Here is a 20,114-nt window from a genome sequence, read left to right as displayed (position 1 = left end):
TTATTGATTACCTAATGATTCAAAACCACTAATAACTTCTATTAAATCAGTTGTAATAGCAGCCTGTCTAGAACGATTGTACTGTAACACTAACTTACTTAACATTTCTTTAGTGTTATTATTTGCTGATTCCATAGCAATAACACGTGAAGAATGTTCACTTGCACAATTTTCTAAGAAAGCAATATACATTAAATTTAATATATAACTTAAACTCATCGTAGATAAAACATTTAAATATGCTGGTTCATATTTATAGTATTCCTTTAATGATACAGAAATATCAATATTACAAGGCATGAGTTGTTCTACTGTAGGTTTTTGTAATATAGTTGTATAAAATTTATTAAACAACACCATGACACCAATAAATTGATTAAAATCAACACCACTTCCATATAGAAAAAGCTTAAAAGATAAAAAGTCCGTAATAGACTGAATATTGGAAAACACATCTAATATCTTACTTGAATACTGACTACACATCATATTATATGCTACTTTACCAAAAAACAGCAACTTTACATTTTTACCACAAGATTCTAGTTCTTCTATATACGACTTAGCAAACTTAACTATCATGTTATTAAAATTACCACATAATCCTCTATCAGAAGACATTATCACCAATAAAATATCTTTTTTATTGTGTGGACCAGTACATTCATTATTCTTAGTAACTACATTAGTATCAATGATTTTGCTCAGCTCTAACATATGCATCCTAGCATTGTTTAATCTTTGTTGAACTTGACGCAATTTTGCAGCGGATATCATCTGCATTACCTTAGTAGTCTTCTGTATAGACTTTACACTCTTCATTCTCAAAAATAGAGCTTTCAGATTAGCCATAAACCATAATAACTTATAACAGACTCACTATAAATTATAGTAGTTTCTACTAAGAATACAAGATTTTTATAAATATATCTACATAGACTTAGAAGCTCCTGTTTTTGATTTACCACTACTAGGAGTATGTGATAATGGCACATTTTTTTCATCTGTTTCACACATTGAAACACCTTGTAAATCTTCAGCAATTTTAGATACTTCGTTTGCAAAAGATGTAGCATCAGTCTGCTTACCTTTTTGTGAACTTTGTTGAGCTAAATTCATAGCATCATTCATATGTTTCTTATAACTTTCTGATCCATATACAGATCTAGACATTCCTAATATAGCATCCCTAATATCACCAGTACTTTTCCTGCATGTTGGATCATGATCTTCTTTAACAATATCAGAAATATTATCAACACTCTGAGATCTTGGTTTTCTAATATCATCAGAAGATACTTCACTAGAACTGCGAGATCTTGCATCTTGTATAACTACTGGCCTTAAACCAGACATGAGGATAATATTTTTCCCAGATTGATCTACTTGAGGTTCAACATGCTTCATCTGTCCTGGTACTTCATCTAATATACCAGATGAACCTGTACTTTTTAAACGTTCTCTATGTCTTCGTAACATTTCAGAATCAAAACGAATATTTTCATCTAAGGCTGATGTACTAGAAGAACGATAACGCATTACTTTTCCTTTAACACCATCTTTATCACCTACATCAGAATGTTTACCATGTTCTGTAGTTTGTGATGCAGCTCCACTACTTGCTGCTTGAACAGATTTTTCTTGAGCTGTTTGTTCTTTTTCTAAACCTCGATGTTCATCATCTCCTGTATCTTGTGATGCAGCTGCACTAGTTGCTGCTTGAATAGATTTTTCTTGAGCTGTTTGTTCTTTTTCTAAACCTCGATGTTCATCATCTCCTGTATCTTGTGATGCAGCTGCACTAGTTGCTGCTTGAATAGATTTTTCTTGAGCCATTTGTCCTTCTTCTAAACCTCGATGTTCACCATCTTGTGTAACTTGTGATGCAGCTGCACTAGTTGCTGCTTGAACAAATTTTTCTTGAGCCATTTGTCCTTCTTCTAAACCTCGATGTTCATCATCTCCTGTATCTTGTGATGCAGCTCCACTACTTGCTGCTTGAATAGATTTTTCTTGAGCCATTTGTCCTTCTTCTAAACCTCGATGTTCACCATCTTGTGTAACTTGTGATGCAGCTGCACTAGTTGCTGCTTGAACAAATTTTTCTTGAGCTGTTTGTCCTTCTTCTAAACCTCGATGTTCATCATCTCCTGTATCTTGTGATGCAGCTCCACTACTTGCTGCTTGAACAGATTTTTCTTTAGATGTTTGTTCTTCTTCTAAACCTAAATGTTCACCATCTTGTGTAACTTGTGATGCAGCTCCACTACTTGCTGCTTGAACAGATTTTTCTTGAGCTGTTTGTCCTTCTTCTAAACCTCGATGTTCACCATCTTGTGTAACTTGTGATGCAGCTCCACTACTTGCTGCCTGAACAGATTTTTCTTTAGATGTTTGTTCTTCTGCTAAACCTAAATGTTCACCATCTTGTGTAACTTGTAATGTAGTTCCACTAGCTCCTGTTTTAGTTAATTGTTCATCTATTACTCTTCTATATATACCATGATTAGTTTCTTCTAATTTATTAGCTACTTCAGGACTAAGTAAACTTCCCATAACTCGTTGTAATATATCTTCATTAGCTAAACCACCTGTAGCACCTGACATAAATTGATCATCACGTGTACTATAACTAAACTCTTGAAGTTCTTCTGTATCACTTTCACCTATAAGTGGATCACTATGTACTTCTGCTCTCACAGACTTTTGTTTACTCATTGGTACTGATTCTACTAACGGATTTTTTAATTCTTTAGGTAAATTACCTAATAAAGGAATTTTACTTCTTGCCCCTAGTTCTGCTACAGGTCTTGTTACAGGAAAATCAGTAGATTTATCCTGCACTTCACTTACTTTTAAACTATCTTGGCTTAAAAAACTATCAACAGATGCAAATTGCTTTGGAGTAGTTTGATCATTAATATCAAATAATTGCTTTGGAGTAGTTTGATCATCAATATCAAATAATTGCCTTAGAGTAGTTTGATCATCGCTACCAAATAAACTATCTGGTAATACTGGGAAATTAGATGGAAATTGCCTTTCAATAGTTCGACGACTATCACTAAACAAATCATCTGATAATGTTCTAGGAGTAACACTAGCTCTACCAGCTTGTTTAGTTGGATCTGTTATACCAAAACCACTTAATGGAGGAACGATTTGTGAACTAGCAGAGTATTGCTTTGGAGTGGTTTGATGACTATCATTAAGCAAATCATCTGATGGTGCTGTAGGAGTAACACTAGCTCTATCAGCTTGTTTAGTTGGATCTGTTATACCAAAACCACTTAATGGAGGAACGATTTGTGAACTAGCAGAGTATTGCTTTGGAATGGTTTGATGACTATCACTAAGCAAATCATCTGATGGTGCTGTAGGAGTAACACTACCTATATCGGCTTGTTTAGTTGGATCTGTTGTACCAAAACCACCTAATGCTTGAGGAGTGATTTCTGGATTAGTACTGCTAGGTTCTGCAATTTCAGAACTCATACCATCATCAAGAGATCTATCAGAACTTAAATGTTTGTCTTGTGAAGTACGTTCTTGACTTTCTGAAACAGACTTTTGATTTCTCCATTTACCACTTGCTAAAGCATCTTTTAAACACAAGCTACCTATATAAACCTTACAATTATTAAAATTAAGGTTTTGACCATTCTCTCCACACCTTTCTATATCATTAGGTTCCACTGATATGGTTCCATCAGCATTTATAATAACACTAACTTTTTGTTCTTTACTATTTTTACCTACAGGTTTCCACGATAGTTTAAGTTTTATAGAACCCTCATTTACAACATAATTTCTTTTTTCACCAACTTTTTGTACATATCCTTTATCTGTGTCAGATAAGTTGAATTGTACTGTTGATAAAGAATGCTTTTTACAGAAATCACTATTTAATAATGCACTAGAGTGTATTTTTCCATTATCAATTTTAGCAGATATTACAGCACCCACTATACCAATTTCTACTCCTTGAGAATCTTTACCTAATTTTATATAAGACTTTAATTCTGTATTACACTCACTATTTATAGCTATATGATCTTTTCTACCTTCCCTAATGAGGTCTATAACATTATTTGCATTTTCTGGTAATTCACTTTTTGATTTTGCTCTATTTACAATATATGGAGCAATACTACTTGGAGAATCTCCAAATTTATTCCGTTCACTAAGTGATGCACCACGAGATACTAATAATTTTACAAGTTCAAGATGTTCACTCTTAACCATATTACTTGGAGCATTAGAAATATGGAGTAATAAAACATGTAAAGGAGTATTACCATTAGCATTTTTCCTGTTAATATCAGTACCGGTTTCTAGTACTCTTTTCACCATATCTAGAGAACCACTAATAACAGCTTTATGTAAAGATGAATTGCCATGTATATCAATATTATACAATCCATCAACTGCATATTTAGTACAAATATGATTGTATAACTGAACATTACCAGATCCTGCAGCATTTACTAATACAGTATTCAAATCAGTATTATTGGATATGATTCCTTTATCTAATAATTCTTCTAATCTTTTAAATATAGGATAAGCATTAGGGATCCTTGCCAAGGTTTCAATAGCACTTTCACCTTCTGAATTCCTATTATTAAATAACAGATCATGTAATGTGCTATATTCTCTGTTTTCTGTAATATTAGATACAATCATATTAATAAGTTGTGTTAGTCCAACATCATCACTTTTGATTGTTCCAGCAGCAATACCTTTAAATATTACCTGTAATATATTATCACCTTTACTATCTGTATTAGTTAACGTTTTCCTAATGACACTATCTGATAATAACCTTTTTAACCTATTAGCATAACGGTCAGCTGCACTTGGGTGTTTTACAGCATCATTACTTAAAAGATCAGTACATGCATCATATAATACCTTATTAAACTGTTTTGATAATAATTTATGTCTCTCAAGTACTGAACTAAATGCTTTATATGAACCAGTATTATCATATACACTACATGCACTATTATGTTCTTTTAATTGATCAAGTTCTACATGATGCATTCTGTTAAAAAACTCTTCAAGTCTCTCAATAACCCCTAAACCAAACTTATTTTTAATAGGATCTTGTTCTAATTTTTCCTTCAACACTTGCAATAAACTAACTGGCGTTTCACCTTGGCTATTCTTATGGTTAACAGAAAAATTATGCTTGTATACCAAGTTAGAACATATTGTATTAATATGAGGAATAAGTTGTGGATGTTGATCACAAGCAATTATCAAATTACTTAGTAAAGTATTACCATTATGATCAGTAACATTAGGATTCAATTCCTTAGAACTTAATGCTAAAGCTTTTACAAAATCAACATTACCAGAAAAAATAGCTCTTTCAGCAATAGAATCATTTCCAGAAATTCTAATTTGTAATGCTTGACCATAAGCTCGATTTATTTCTGATAGACATTCATCATATGATGCCCTACTATTTAATATATTAAGCAATTTGTAATAAGATTGTAATAATGCTTTTTTATCTAAACTAACGAATACTTCTTGTACCTGACCATCTTCATCATGTGATGACTGACTTAGCCCTTCAGTTAATGACTTTTTAGACTTTGCATATGTATCATATTCATCAGATAGTAATTTTGCTGCTTTAGTAGGATCACTATCTTTGCCGATTTCAGTTAATAGCTCTTGATGCATTTTATCCATAGGAACAGATCTACTTTCACCAAATGCTGAATCAATCATTCCGTATGCTTCAATATTTCCACTATTAAAAGCAGCCTTTAAGCATTTTTCAATATAACTACGTTGCGTAGACTTCAATAGCTTATGACTAAGGTTAGAATCTAAATGTGGTATTTCTATAATCCTTTTAACAGCTTCATTAGCCAAATCTTTATCTGATCCACTAGCAGCATAAGCTAATAATCCTCTTCCTTGCCTATCAACAGACCCACTTAACTTACCGTTATTGCTTATCAAATTTTCAAATTCAAAACCACCTGACTTATCTTTCATTCCACTTTTAGCACAAAGATGCATTACATTTGCGCCATCTGATGTTAATGAATCAACCTTTCCAACAGATGATCTAAGCTTTGCATAATCATCATAGCGACCATTAGCTGCAAGAATATGAAAGAAAGATAAGCCGTCTGAACTCCTAACTTTATTCATCATATCCTTGAAAATACTTTTAATTTTTAAATCTTTAGTATCCCTAATACAAACATCACACTCATTAGCTATTCCACATAAAAACTTAATATTGTTATCATTTACTAAATGAAAGACATTACTACCAGTACGATTACTCTCACGTAAAAAATCACTAACTTTAATATTATCAGTAATGTACTGACACAATTGAGGATATTTTTCAGGATCGTTAGATGTTGCAATTGCTTTTATTAAACTATTGGTAATTGGCAATTCTACTTTTGCAATAATACTTTCTTGACATTTTTTTAAGAAAGCATCTTTCAAATATTCTCTCATTTCAGGAGTAATACTACCTACTCTCTCTGCAAAATCATGTAATAATTCTCCAGATTGAAAGTTACATTTATATCGACTTTTTAATTCAGAAAGAATTTGCTTAGATAATGCTGATGAATTATCACATCCCTTAGTTAATAAAGATGAATCTTTTTGTAACAATTTACTTACTAATTCAACATTGTTTGACAATATTGCTGCATAAATCAATGAATTACTTTCCAATACGATATTAGGATGTGATGTCAAATACTCATGACATACCTTCAACATATTAGGAGAACACATAGCAACTGCAAAATTGCTCATACCTTCTTTACCAGAAGGAGTCTCAAGACTATTAGGTTTCGCAGTCAACACATAACGTAACATGTTGACTTTATTTTGTGTAATAAGATCATAAATATTGAATTTAGGATCATTTATATCCACTGCATTTATTACGTGCCTTAATACTTCAGGAACATCATGTTTTATGGCAATCGGAACAATCTTACTAGCTACTTGCTCTTCAGAAGAACATCGTACTAAATGAGATATTAACTTTTCCAATATCTCAGGTTTAATGTTACGTTGTTCTCGAATTACATCTTCCAATGCACCAAATAATTCTTGAAACTCACAACATTTAAGTAATAATTCTAGAAACTCTACATTAGACTTTTTACATACATAAGATAATAAGTTATTTCTACCATCAATTTGATGATTGAGTATCTGTATTCTAGTCTTAGATTTTGACTTATTAACATGATTTTGAATATCTAACAGGTCCTGAAATAAATTAACATTACCATCTTTAATAACTTCCTTAAGTAAATTCTCATCCAAAAGGATTGTTTTCAATTGAGTAATATTTTGTGATGCCTTGATAAATGTAAGAATTTCCCTACACAATTGACCATATCCTTCACTAAAGGCCATAGTAAAAGGAGTTATTCCATCTTTATTAGGTTGAAGAAGCGCCTTTATCACTTCTTTTCTCGAAAATCTCTCATTACCAATAATTTGACGAACTGTATCAATTTTACCACATGATACTAAAGTGTGAATTAAATTATTACCATGGTCACCATACACTGCTGACAATTCACTGTCTTTAATATTTTTTAAAAAGAAATCCAGCATTGGCACATTACCAGCAAGAACAGCACATTGAACTGGACTACATATGGTAGATAATCTATTATTATTTAATGGATCACCTGGAAAAAGAGACTTAGTTTTCTTTGTTAATGGAATAGATCTATAGGAAGAATCTAATGCTTCCCATTGTTCAGTACTTCCAAACATAGCAACTAACGAAAATATTGTATGTCCTTTATTACCATGACTTCTTGTAATATATTCTTTTACATTTTTACTTAATTTATCTAAAACTTCTTTCTTGAACCTATCAAGATCCTTACTACGTATTGCATCAACATATTCTGATAAAGAACCATATCTATTCATATTATCTTGTACTAACATAGCTGAAGAAGTACCAGCATCACTATCTACAACACTTCTTGGTGCTATAGATCTATCAGAATTTAAATATGATATAATATTTCTATTATCACAGTGCTTCGCATTTTTTAATATATCAGATTCTATACTAGGAGTAATAACATCCTGATTTTCAACAATAACTTTTAAAACATTCTCAGAATTAATTTTTGATATTTGACGAAAAGAAAGAGATATAGCATCCATTAAATTAGGATTCTTAGATAAGTTACTAGCTGCTTGTTTTATGTTTTTATTGTGTAACGAGATTAAAGATTGTACTATATCTACATGCCCATTATCTGATGCAACTTCTAGTAAACTTTTACCACCTTGCTCTCGATATATAAAACTAGGATAAGAATCAAGAAACGAATTAAGAGCTTGTAAATCACCTTTTTCAGCAAAACTAAATGCTTTTTCTAGTATATCACTACAAATATTATCCATAGCAGATGTAATTTCTTGCTTTGATGCTTCATTTCTTATTGCAGCACATAAATTTTTTCTAAATGGACGGCCAGCATCTAATTTTGACATACAAGCAGCAAGTTGCTCGCCTGATGCATTTTCAATAAAACTTTTACGCAACTCTGAAGAGTTAGCTAATCTATTTATTAACTTTATACTAACACCAAGTTCATCCGTATTGAATAATGCATTTATTATTCCAGGTGATAAACATTTATCAGAAAAATCCTTAATAATACTATTATAATCTATACCAACAACTGCTCTTAACATTTCTTCATCTTGTATTTGAGAAAGTTCTTTCTGATAATGTTTAGTACTAAGCTGGTTTTCTTTATAATACAGATCAATAAAGTGTCTAAGAGCATACATATTCCCAGATTTTAGCATACAAGATAACAAGTCTTCGATAGTACTAGGAATATTGAGGTCAATATATACATAATCAATAAATCCCTCAACAGCTGTTTTAGTACTAAGCTTTTTACATCTGTTAACTATAGCTGATAATATTTCTGGATCTTTACGATTAATAGAATACATTATAGAATATGCTTTATCATATAGCTTTCTATCATAAGCAAAAGGCATTATTTCACCTTTTTTAATCCCTATATATCTAATTAAGGTTTTTTGTATTGCTTTGTGATAATCCGTACCTTCATGATTCAAAGCCATCTTAAAAATGCACTCAGCAGTATTATTTTGTACTGCCAAATCAAGTACACTATTACCTTGTGAATCAGTTGCTCCAATATCAAAATTGCGAATAAGATCATCATTATCTACACCTTCTTTGATAAATGCTGTAGGATTCTTTACTAATAGGTGAGCTGCTGTATAACCATTCTTATTTTTTGCATTAAATAACCTAGAAAGAGCAATTTGATCACCTAATACTGATCCTTCATGTTCATTTGCTAAGTCTGAAATTTTATGTAATACTTCATCATATGTGCTTATATGAGATCCTGATTCTATACATTTACTAACAATAGCATGTAATACATTATCATTATTATTATTTACCTGAGATAGGTGAGCAAGTGCATTTTTGCTATTAAGGAGTGCTTTTATACATTCAATATTTCCAGAATTTATAGCATGATGCAATACACCATTACCATGATGGTCACAAACATTCCAATCAACTTTTTCCTTAAATGCACTTTTTAATAAAGCCTCCAATAGTAAGGAGTCAGTACTTGCAGCCATCAGTACTGGACTATCTCCATTTCTATCTTTCCTATTTATTAAGTCATGATCACAATGTTTTAAGACCTCATAAAAAATTTCAATAAACTCCTGTTTAGGAGTTTTTTGATGTTCACCAATTATGAACTGCAGTATACCAGACCCATTTGCTAATTCAGAACATACTGCTTTAGATATTTCCTTTTTATTCGATGATTTAAAAAACTCTTTTACCTTAACTGCATCTCCTGCCTTTATAGCATCATGTAGATCTTGTATTGCCATTGCTATTAACCTAGATTTATTATTAAATATTTATTTTTATTATTGCTTACTATACTAAATTAAATAAATTATTATAATATTAATTAATATATTAATTTTTTACAACTATAATATTCTATATGTGATATTAAGATATGCATAATTACCCACACAAACATAAATAAAAAAAGCATTTATTACATAGATGACACATTTAGTGGATCTACCCATATTATACTACCATCATTCCTAGTATAAATCATATTAACTCTATTATTCTTTACATTAATGAACAAAAGAGCAGGTAAAGATAATAATTCCATTTCCATAATTGCATCACCAATAGTCATAGTTTTTATAATTACATCTTCTTCTATAACTAATCCTGTATGATTATGAGTATCATTGTCTATATCATATTTTTCTATTTCATCCTTGTTTAACACATATCCAAAACATTTCATTTGCGATTTGATAGAATGCTTATTATGACGATATTTATTAATTTTTTCACTTTTATGTTGTTTTAACCTATTAGATAAATAGCTAATTACATTATCTATTGCATGATATGCTGTATCTGCAGTTTTGGAAATTCTAATGAATTCTCCTTTAACATCACTAACAGCAATATTAGCGTTAAATAAATTTGCATCTTTAGATAAAATCATTTTCACAGTAACTGTTGAATCATCACAAAAGAATTTTGCTATGTGATCATCAATACCTTTTTCTATATAAGATCTAATATTATCAGTAATATCAAAACCTCTTGTTGTAATAACTATATTCATAATGAGTATCTTAAAAAATTATACATTAAATTAATATATCAAAACCTTGAAAATTTACTATACATCATTTATATTAGTGGTAATAATTATAGTGCTATACAGGGTTATATTTTTCATTATGTTAACAAGTTCTATATTATCTCTAACTCAAGACAACTTAATGTCTTATATTAATGAAGTACAATCGTTTCAGGTTCTGTCCTTAGAAGAAGAAGAAAAATTAGCAAAAAATTGGTATGAGCACGGTGTTATTGCTGATGCCCATAAATTAGTTACTAGCCATTTAAGATTAGTAGTAAAAGTTGCCTTAAGTTTTAAAAACTATGGGCTACCACTTATAGAACTAATCATGGAAGGAAATATAGGGTTAATGCAAGCTGTTAAAAAATTTAATCCTAATTTAGGTTTTAGACTCTCTACATACGCAATATGGTGGATTAAAGCTTCAATAAAAGATTATATACTAAAGTCATGGTCATGCATAAAAATTGGAACAACACAAGCACAAAGAAAGTTATTCTTTAGTTTAAGAAAAATTAAAAAAAAGCTCCTTAAGTACCATAACAATATCACAAAAGAAGATATTAAAATGATAGCAAATGAATGTTCAACCTCTGAACAAGAAGTTGAACAAATGAATAAGTATTTTACCTATAGAGATAAATCACTAAATGATGTAGTATTCTCTAATGGAAGCCAGAATGGTGTGCAGCTACAAGATATGATAAAATGCGAAGATCCTAATCAAGAAGATGCATACTTATTAAATGAAGAAACGGATATTAAGAAATCTTTAATTACGCAAGCATTAGCAACTTTAAACGAAAGACACCGTGATATATTTATTAGAAGAAAACTAATAGAAGAACCAGATACTCTAGAAATACTAAGTAAAAAGTATAATATCTCAAAAGAACGTATTAGACAAATAGAAACACATGCTTTCTTAAAAGTAAAAAACTTTGTTATATCTAAAAGAAAAGAATTTGGATTTCATCATAATATATAAAAAAATTCATTTTTATCTCACTTATTGTATCAAGAACATATTATTAGGTACTTTTATTTAGATTTCTTGTACTATATTATCATAATTTAATAAAACATTATTTAAGTAATATAAATAATGTTTTGAATAATTGCTAATTTATGAGTTGATAAAGAAGTTGTTTACTACCTTGATATAATTAAAATTTATTTCTTATATCAAAACAAAAACTTTTTTTATTATTTTACATATCTTCATTAAAGTATCTTATACTAAGGTCTTATAAAATCATATGTAATAGATTACCTCTTAGTCCATAGAGATATAAAAAATACAATAACTATAAAACTTCAATTTAACAAAATAGTATAAAAATTCGTTCATAAACTACATTTACCTTACAAGCTTCAATAATATAACTCATACAATTCAGTCAAAATCAGTAACATAATAAACCACAATCAATTTAAAATACGTTAGAGTAATGCTCAAAAATTGTATTTGCTCTATTTAAATACATCTTCTAATACTAACTTTATATAAACAGAAATAAGTAAGTTAAGAACAATACTAAACATTTCTAGATTTAAAAACCATAAATATATCTATTAGTCATAGGCACAAATATAATCAATAAATATACCAACATAAGATAAATCCGATAATACCTATATAATACCAAATACTGACATTCAGTTTAGATAGAATTATCTCATTTTTATTAATAATTGTATTAATATGAGCTTACGATTTTCAAATAAAAATAGAAGACGCCTATTTTATTAGGCAGATAATAATCGTATTGGAATACCAAATGGCATGTTTAAATTATTAGATAAAATGAGATTTAGAAAATTTTATTTCCACTGTGCAATCTTTAGTTAATATATTACCAAATGATGATCATTATTTTAATAAATCTATGCTTCTATGATCAAAAAAACTTATTTAAATACATATAAATAAGTATAATAATAAAACTACAACTTGTATACAATACCCTACAAGCAGTAACAAACAATAAAAACATATTTTGAGCTATGTAATATTTTTATTAACCAACCCTATAGTATCCTATAGAACAACTTCTACAATTTTAGGTACTTAAATATACAATTCCAGTAACAAATGTAACTTACAAAATGTAAACAAAACCTATATTAAACGACTATTACCATAAATTGGCTTTATGTAATATTAGTATCCTTGCCTAGCTTTAAATCTAGGATTTTTTTTATTGATAACATAAATACGCCCTTTCCTACGTACAACTCTACAATCTTTATCTCTTATTTTTGCAGATTTCAACGACCCAATAACTTTCATTTCTTTCCTATCAACCAAATATATTTTAATAATAACTGAAAACATGGCGGAGAGAGAGGGATTCGAACCCCCGATACGATTTAAGTCGTATAACGGTTTAGCAAACCGTCGCCTTCAGCCTCTCGGCCATCTCTCCACATAATGCATTACGGACTAAAACATATAATAATAAATTTTAAACACAGAGTTTATTATAAAATCTGTTGAACAAATTTCAACAAAATTCTAGTGATATTGTGTAACATCCTTAATAAATCTTCGAATTAAAAAAAAAATAAATAAACATCAGTAATAATAAACTGCTTCCTTAATACTAAATCGGAAATATATAATGTACCAAACACCACTTATCACTTATCGATATGACAAATACTTTTAATAACAAACCAGATTTTATAGAACAACAAAACCTAGATGAATTTAGCCGAGCACTTGATGATATTATCACAAAATATCAAACAAAATTTGAAAATAAAATGGAAGATATCACATCCAGCTTTTTAACTAATTTTCAACACACTTTAGAAAAAGAATTAGTATCTTTAATAAAAAAAATATACTCACATAATTTTCAAGAACTTAACAAATATCTTATAAATCAATTGCTCAGTTCTAATAATTTACAAACACTAAATAACAATGATAAAGATATAATTATTAAAATATTTAATAAAATTTCCTCAAGTATAATAGAAAGCATTATTTTCTAATCAGATTAACCATTAAAAAAACACACAAATCATAACAATGGAGTTTTATATGCTAGAAAGTTCTATGTTGTGCATTACACGTAAATCTAATCCTATATCTTTGCCTATAACTTTATTAGAAGTAAAATCATTTTTGCGTGTAAATAATAATACAGATGATGAATTAATTAATAATCTAATTTCTATAGCATCTGAATATGCACAATGGTACATTGAAAAATCGTTAACGAAACAACTATGGCAGATTTCCTGTAGTGGATACATTCCTAGAAAAATACAATTACCATTCAATCCGATAATAAAAGTCAACTACGTCAAGATAATACATATCAACGACATTGAAGAATTAATAGATGAAAGATACTATCATGTAGATATAGTACAATCTCACATTCTATTGCATACTCAAAATAATGTTAATAGAATAGAAATTCTCTACGAAGCAGGATATACAGATACTTCATTAATACCTGCACAAATTAAACATGGCATATTACATCATGTAGCTGTAGCATATAAAAATAGAGAATCAGAAAATACTAACCTTTTAACATTCATCAAAGATATATACTCCCCTTTCCGTGAATTAAAGTTAGTTTTATGATAGATTTAGTACAAAACATTTACACTTCTGTTCTAAAATCATTAAAATCACATAGAGAACTTAATAAAATTGTAACTAATATATTTGACATTACACCTAACAACGTATCATTACCGTATTTAAATGTACATATCAGTAATTTTAAAACACTAAGCACATTCGATAATAATATATTTAAGGCACAGATACTATGCAATGTTTATAGTAACCACATTAATATATTATATAAAATATCAAATCTTGTTAGTCACATATTACTAAATCATCAAATTAATTTACCTACATTCGAATATAAAATTATACCAGAATATAGCTCCACTATAACCGAACATAAAGAATCCATTCATGCACTTTTAATTTTCACCATTCTAGCAAGAAAAATACATGTCAATACTATTACAAATTAAAGATTCTAATAATCATTTCATCTCTCTAAATAATATAAAAAATCTAAAAATGAGCTTACATAATAAAAATGAATATACAAAAAACATTTCATTATCAGGATGGAAAAATGTTTTATATAATTCAGGAAATAAATATATTATCTTTAGAATTTCAGGAATTATAGATTATTCACCAGCAGATAAACTACTACAATTGTATTCTTTTAATAATGAAATTGCAGAGTTTAAAATAATTATTAATGAAAAAGAAATAATATCCACAAAATGCATTGTTGAAACATATGAAAGGTATTATGAACCGAATAATTTCGACAATTTTAGTACAACATTAGTAAGTTCTGAAAAAGTGTTTTTTAATAATTATTAATATAAATCATTTACTATTTTAAATATTTTTAAGTTAGTTTTATAGATTTTAATTATTATGATACACGAACAAGAGAAATTAATATATAAAATGATAGACAACTGCAATGATTATCAAAAGCTTTGTAAAATACAAAAAGAAATTTCTACATTAGTTAAAATAACACGAGACAAATCATTATTAAAAAATCTTTCTGATGTAAAACATGAAAAAACAAATACACATACCAATGATGTTACTAATCATAGTGCAAAAAAACTAGATCAACAAATAGATGATCCCCATCATGAAGATGATATAAATAAAATTAAAAATAACATAAAGTTACAACTTAACATGCTAAAATCAATAATTGCTCATAGAATGGACCCTGTACAAAGAGCAGGAGAAACTGTCAAATCAAATAACAAAGATGCAAAAAAATTTGGGAGATCAACAAAAGAAAATAAATCATCAAATATGTTAACAGCATTACTAAAGATGATTGTGAACCAAATTACATTAATATTGAGCATAGCAGTAACTCACGATAGTACTGAGCATAAAAAAAATACTGAACCAGAATATAGACCACAATATTTATCTAACATGTTATCTAACAATAGCCAAAAAACCAGAAGTAGATAATTTATCACTTCAATAACATTATTCTATATTATTAATATATTTAATAATTCTATTAAAGAAAATACTTATTATCTAAATTAATAAAAGTTTTACACTAATATATTAGTATTATGAATACCTTATATACATTAGCATAACATACATATGCTGCTCTCCTCAAAATTAAAGATTAAAACAATATACAGTTCTATTAATAGATCTTATGATCTAAAAAAACTAAGACATATACACACAGAATTAAGAAAATTAAAAAAAAACTTATATAAAAGTAAAAAAATATCAAAAAATATCAATAGAAAAACATATGTAGTACACAAAAAATACCCAACAGTGAATAAACTTAAAAAAGATATAAAACTAGAAATTAAAACTTTATTGATGTCAACCATTGCGCATGAAATGGACCCTATACAACGTGCTGGACAAACTATAACTTCAAATATTAGAGGTGCAAAAAAATTTGGAAGAGGAGCTCAAGCAAAAAAGAAATCTAATTATAAATCTCAAAAAAAAAATGTTTTTTAAAATTATTGAATTTTTTATTAACATTAATACTACCAGTACCATCTTTACTGTTAGATGTTAATTTAATTATATACAATGTTACAATAAACCACTTAACAAAAACAAAACATAAAAATCATAACAATGTAATTAATATTCCAAATTTAACACTGATACCACATGTAAAGTAGATACATACTCTTATAAATTAAGTATAATTTTTAAAAATTTATTTAGATAATCCTTACTAAAATACAATTTAGAATTTATAGTACTAAATAAATAAGATTGCCATTTTCATATCAAATTTTGCTAAATTTTTTAGATAATGATAATTTTTACAAATTATATAATTTATATTTTTTTTAACACAGTACTATAATACAAAATAAATTATAGGTCTATTATATATATTTTTCTAATTATTTAGTAAGTAATATATTAGATAAATACTATATCTGTTTTAGTTATCTTATAATAGTAAGGTTATCAAATATTTTAATAAAATTTTCAACCTGATAACGTTTTGATATAAAATCACAACTCCACATAGTATTAACTAAATTACATATATTATCATAACATTGCAGCTGATAATATTAATTATCTTATCTAGTAACCTAACATGTAATCTAATATAACAACAATTATTAATTTATTTCTATTGTAAAAACTTTATATCTTAAAACATTATAAAAATTCACATATGACAAACATATTATCCCATAAATAATATATTAATATTTCAATAATTCCATGCCTCATGATTTCCTTAGCTTTTTAAAATTATGTTTTAACACAGCTTCATCTACAAACTACATTATTAATAACTGGCACATTAAAGTAATTGCAGATAGATTAGAAGCTGCATTAAATGGCAAAATTAACCGATTAATAATTAACATGCCTCCAAGATATGCAAAATCTCTATGTGTAAGTATAGCCTGGCCATCTTGGATATTTGGATTAAATCCTCAAGCAAAAATTATAGTTGCAAGTTATTCTCAAATTTTAAGTGAAAAATTATCTTTAGATAATCGATATATATTACAATCAGAATGGTACAAAAAACTATTTCCACATGTAATATTATCAAAAGACCAAAATACTAAACAAAAATTTCAAACTTTACAGAGAGGATATCGATTTGCAACATCAGTTGGGGGAAGTATAACAGGAGAAGGTGGTGACTTCTTAATTATAGATGATCCAATGAATCCTCTACAAGCCTTAAGTAAAACATATAGACAACGTGTATGTAATTGGTTTGAACAATCACTCATGACTAGATTAAATGATAGAAAACACAGTGTTGTTGTAGTTGTAATGCATAGATTACATACAGAAGATTTGACTGGATATTTACTCTCAAAAAAATTACATAATAAATGGCATGTATTATCTCTCCCAGCAATTGCAGAAAAAAAACATATAATATATTCTATTGCTTACCCATGGAAATTTAAATACAAGAAAAAAGTAAAAAATATTTTACATATAAGAAAAGAAGGTGATTTCTTATATTGGAAATATGGGAAAAAATATATTAATGAACTAAAATCAGAGCTAGGATCATATGCTTTTGCAGCTCAATATCAACAAAATCCTATTAACTTATCAAGTGGTATCATTAAATACATATGGTTTCAAAGGTATAATCAAACATTATACAATCATGAAAACACTAATATAACCCAAAGTTGGGATACAGCTTCTTCTGTAAATTATAATAGTGATTATAGTATATGCACAACATGGTCTTATAGTGATAACTGTTTTTTCTTACTTGATATATATAAAGAAAAATTAGAGTATCAACCATTAAAACAAGCATTAATAAATTTGGCAAGTCGTTGGAAACCAAGTGCTATACTTATAGAAAACAAAGGAAGTGGAGTACAACTAATTCAAGAAATAAAGAATATCAGTAAAATACCAATTATAGAAATTGTCCCTACAACTAGCAAATTAACTAGATTCTATAAAATTATTCCAATACTTGAATCCAGAAAAGTATTTTTACCATATGATGCTCCATGGCTTAGTGATTTCGAAGAAGAAATACTATCATTTCCTAATACACAAAATGATGATCAAGTAGATAGTATGACTCAATATTTTGAGTGGATATATCACAACATTATACACAATATTTCCGTAAAAGAGCTATAAATTATAACTTACTTAAATCATATCAAATGCATCTTAAAGATAATATATATGACAATACTTGTAATTCATACCTTAAGTTATTGAATTTCAACAATAAAAATTATCTACATATTTTAGCAGCGTATATTATGGTAAGGTATAGATAAATAATTTCAAAATATTTTTAGTAATATTTAGTAATATCAGTACAGTGTAAGTACAATAGTCATTACACTAAATACATACAATTTTTCCTCTAAATCCTTTTTTTGTACTACTGAATTCCTGATTTTAATTACTAAATAACTATATTCTTTCCCATCTTTATAACAGTCAAGTGTTAGAATATCATATTAAACACATCATCTTTATATATATACACCATATGTTTCACAGTACTACATTAAATTATAATATCATTAATCTCTCGTTCTATGCAATGATCACCTTAAATACACAATATTATTGTAATATTAATACTTACAATGTATTAATAACTAAATATTTTATAATCTAATAGCATAGAAGAAGTTTTTTAATACTTTGAAAGTTAAATGTATTTCTCTATAAAAACTTAACAACAAAACCACATATTACTAATAATATACCCAATAAATTATCACAAGTTAGTAACATGCTAATTACTTATTATTAATGATGCTATATTGTTGAATCATCACAAATAAACACTGCATTTATCAAATATCATATTTATTATAATAAAAAAACATTTATAGATTACCAAAATACCATTTGATTATCAAAAATAGATAATCTATGACACAATAAATATCTTTACTCAACTTACACAAGTATTACTAAATACATGTAAGCAAAGCTATCTTCAAATGTAAAATAAAATTCATACACACTTCAGTATATACTAAGATTATTATATTTCTATAATACAGTATCTTTTTAGTATACTCAGTTAAGTATTGTGAAATTTGTTAACATATATTCATTAAAAAATATTTTTATCTCTAAATTTTATGTTCTTACATATTGTAGTAAACAATATTAGTAGCTTTTGCCATTGTAAAATACCTACAATAGTTATTAATACACTCTTATTAGAAAATAAGTCAGTAATTATATCATATTTTCGTTTTTTATTTGTTTTATTATTAAACTTAGAAACTTTTGTATCAATTGTTAAAGTATATTCCTACAACTACAAGGTATCTTATAATTTAACATTTACCAAATATACATTTATCAGAAATATTGTCATGTTTTCTACCCTTATACCTTATATTTGTACATGCCATACTGAAAAAACACTAATAATTTCTTTGTCATATATTAAAATAACTATAATAGTTATTAACAGTATATACTTACTAGAAATAGATCAGTAATTATGTCATGTTGTTCTTATAAATCTTATTTTTTACTTGTTTTATTAAATCGAGTAAACATCTTTATTAATGATTACAATATTTATTTATAGTAAAATTGTGAAATATTTTAATTGATTCTCTACAATTGCTAAGCATTACAGTCATAAGAAAGAATACATTAAGCGACTTAAATATTTTTTTCTCTATAAATTTTTTGTACTGTTGTTCTAAAAAAAATCTTTTGTATAAGCAAAATACTTATTATAAAAGTTAGATATTTCATTCTTATCATTATATGATTAATATGAAATATCTTTTTTTTTCTCTATCACTTACAATACAATACTTTATAATTAAACTTTTTATCAAAAAAAG

12 protein-coding genes and 1 tRNA gene are annotated in these 20,114 nt (G+C 27.6%); 8 read left to right on the top strand and 5 right to left on the bottom strand.

From position 1 onward, the window contains the following. The 3 genes from atpG to hpf form a co-directional block, all read right to left on the bottom strand. Positions 1–852, bottom strand: a complete 852-nt coding sequence (atpG, locus tag ERUM_RS02180) for an ATP synthase F1 subunit gamma (RefSeq protein ID WP_011155081.1) — start codon at positions 850–852, stop codon at positions 1–3. Positions 853–930: 78 nt separating this feature from the next. Continuing rightward, a complete protein-coding gene (locus ERUM_RS02175) occupies positions 931–9,939 on the bottom strand; it encodes an ankyrin repeat domain-containing protein (RefSeq protein WP_011155080.1) in 9,009 nt (3,002 codons plus the stop codon). Between the two features lie 176 nt (positions 9,940–10,115). Beyond that, positions 10,116–10,712, bottom strand: a complete 597-nt coding sequence (hpf, locus tag ERUM_RS02170; RefSeq protein WP_011155079.1) for a ribosome hibernation-promoting factor, HPF/YfiA family — start codon at positions 10,710–10,712, stop codon at positions 10,116–10,118. Between the two features lie 118 nt (positions 10,713–10,830). Between hpf and ERUM_RS02165 the strand changes: the two genes are divergently transcribed. Next, positions 10,831–11,721 (top strand): RNA polymerase factor sigma-32, encoded by an 891-nt coding sequence (locus ERUM_RS02165; protein WP_011155078.1) that lies wholly within the window; start codon positions 10,831–10,833, stop codon positions 11,719–11,721. Positions 11,722–12,897: 1,176 nt separating this feature from the next. Here ERUM_RS02165 and ykgO read toward each other — a convergent pair. Continuing rightward, complete coding sequence (ykgO, locus tag ERUM_RS02160) at positions 12,898–13,026, bottom strand: type B 50S ribosomal protein L36 (RefSeq protein WP_011155077.1); 129 nt, start codon at positions 13,024–13,026, stop codon at positions 12,898–12,900. Between the two features lie 44 nt (positions 13,027–13,070). Next, positions 13,071–13,162: transfer RNA gene (locus ERUM_RS02155), tRNA-Ser, on the bottom strand. 226 nt (positions 13,163–13,388) lie between these two features. Between ERUM_RS02155 and ERUM_RS02150 the strand changes: the two genes are divergently transcribed. From ERUM_RS02150 to terL, 7 genes are all read left to right on the top strand, one after another. Continuing rightward, positions 13,389–13,736: an ECH_0659 family protein gene (locus ERUM_RS02150; RefSeq protein WP_011155076.1), complete on the top strand. Its 348-nt coding sequence runs from the start codon at positions 13,389–13,391 to the stop codon at positions 13,734–13,736. 49 nt (positions 13,737–13,785) lie between these two features. Continuing rightward, positions 13,786–14,340: a head-tail connector protein gene (locus ERUM_RS02145; protein ID WP_231837246.1), complete on the top strand. Its 555-nt coding sequence runs from the start codon at positions 13,786–13,788 to the stop codon at positions 14,338–14,340. After that, the gene (locus ERUM_RS02140; protein ID WP_011155074.1) at positions 14,337–14,747 is read left to right on the top strand and encodes a hypothetical protein; all 411 of its coding nucleotides are present in this window, start codon (positions 14,337–14,339) and stop codon (positions 14,745–14,747) included. The genes ERUM_RS02145 and ERUM_RS02140 overlap by 4 nt, the downstream gene beginning before the upstream one ends. Then, positions 14,725–15,114: a phage tail tube protein gene (locus tag ERUM_RS02135; RefSeq protein ID WP_011155073.1), complete on the top strand. Its 390-nt coding sequence runs from the start codon at positions 14,725–14,727 to the stop codon at positions 15,112–15,114. The genes ERUM_RS02140 and ERUM_RS02135 overlap by 23 nt, the downstream gene beginning before the upstream one ends. 57 nt (positions 15,115–15,171) lie before the next feature. Continuing rightward, the gene (locus ERUM_RS02130; RefSeq protein ID WP_011155072.1) at positions 15,172–15,741 is read left to right on the top strand and encodes a hypothetical protein; all 570 of its coding nucleotides are present in this window, start codon (positions 15,172–15,174) and stop codon (positions 15,739–15,741) included. A 144-nt stretch (positions 15,742–15,885) separates the two neighbouring features. Then, a complete protein-coding gene (locus ERUM_RS02125) occupies positions 15,886–16,266 on the top strand; it encodes a hypothetical protein (protein WP_011155071.1) in 381 nt (126 codons plus the stop codon). A 735-nt stretch (positions 16,267–17,001) separates the two neighbouring features. After that, positions 17,002–18,417, top strand: a complete 1,416-nt coding sequence (terL, locus tag ERUM_RS02120; RefSeq protein WP_011155070.1) for a phage terminase large subunit — start codon at positions 17,002–17,004, stop codon at positions 18,415–18,417. Positions 18,418–20,114: the final 1,697 nt, after the last annotated feature.

This window comes from Ehrlichia ruminantium str. Welgevonden, assembly GCF_000026005.1.
Taxonomy (GTDB): Bacteria; Pseudomonadota; Alphaproteobacteria; order Rickettsiales; family Anaplasmataceae; genus Ehrlichia; species Ehrlichia ruminantium.
This window is presented reverse-complemented; position numbering and strand designations above follow the sequence as displayed.